General features: G+C 47.1%; 7 tRNA genes. All 7 read left to right on the plus strand.

The annotated features are described in order from the left end of the window. The first annotated feature begins 55 nt into the window (after positions 1-55). The 7 genes from M3166_RS18880 to M3166_RS18910 all read left to right on the plus strand — a co-directional run bounded on the left by M3166_RS18880 (position 56) and on the right by M3166_RS18910 (position 716). A tRNA-Glu gene (locus tag M3166_RS18880) sits at positions 56-130 on the plus strand. Positions 131-160: 30 nt separating this feature from the next. Continuing rightward, positions 161-236, plus strand: a tRNA-Asp gene (locus M3166_RS18885). 5 nt (positions 237-241) lie between these two features. Continuing rightward, positions 242-316: transfer RNA gene (locus M3166_RS18890), tRNA-Gln, on the plus strand. 4 nt (positions 317-320) lie between these two features. Further along, positions 321-396, plus strand: a tRNA-Lys gene (locus M3166_RS18895). 54 nt (positions 397-450) lie between these two features. Beyond that, positions 451-536, plus strand: a tRNA-Leu gene (locus M3166_RS18900). 10 nt (positions 537-546) lie between these two features. Continuing rightward, positions 547-623 (plus strand) — tRNA-Arg (locus M3166_RS18905). 19 nt (positions 624-642) lie between these two features. Next, positions 643-716: transfer RNA gene (locus M3166_RS18910), tRNA-Gly, on the plus strand. The last annotated feature ends 197 nt before the right edge of the window (positions 717-913 follow it).

Below are 913 nucleotides of genomic sequence, written 5' to 3' on the forward strand. Positions count from 1 at the left end.
TCCGGCTGTTAACCGGCAGGTCGCAGGTTCGAGTCCTGCCTTCGGAGCCAATATTGGCCCGTTGGTCAAGTGGTTAAGACACCGCCCTTTCACGGCGGTAACACGGGTTCGAATCCCGTACGGGTCACCACTTATATTTTAATAATGAAGATTTACTAATGGTCCCGTGGTGTAGCGGTTAACATGCCTGCCTGTCACGCAGGAGATCGCCGGTTCGATCCCGGTCGGGACCGCCATTTTTTGGGGTATAGCCAAGCGGTAAGGCAACGGATTTTGATTCCGTCATGCCCTGGTTCGAATCCAGGTACCCCAGCCATTTAGAGCCATTAGCTCAGTTGGTAGAGCATCTGACTTTTAATCAGAGGGTCGAAGGTTCGAGTCCTTCATGGCTCACCAGTTTTCATATTGACAAATTATTTCAGAGATGTATAATAATTATTGTCGGATGAAGCGGTCGTGGCGGAATGGCAGACGCGCTAGGTTGAGGGCCTAGTGGGGGCAACCCCGTGGAGGTTCAAGTCCTCTCGGCCGCACCAAAAATTCCCGGCGCCCGTAGCTCAATTGGATAGAGCGTCTGACTACGGATCAGAAGGTTATGGGTTCGACTCCTGTCGGGCGCGCCATAATTTACTATAATATAATGCGGGTGTAGTTTAGTGGTAAAACCTCAGCCTTCCAAGCTGATGTTGTCGGTTCGATTCCGATCACCCGCTCCAGTTTTTATTTAAAAAAACTGTTGACATCTAAAAGAAGATGTTATAAGATATAAAAGTTGTCACTTAAGGCAACACAATGAACCTTGAAAACTGAACAAGCAACGTTAATGAAACAAGCTTCTTAAATGAAGCAAACAATAGATTTCAACTTCTAACGAAGTTGGATCGCTAGCAAAGCAAATGAGCTTTCAAACTAC

The organism is Solibacillus isronensis, assembly GCF_023715405.1.
GTDB lineage: Bacteria > Bacillota > Bacilli > Bacillales_A > Planococcaceae > Solibacillus > Solibacillus isronensis_B.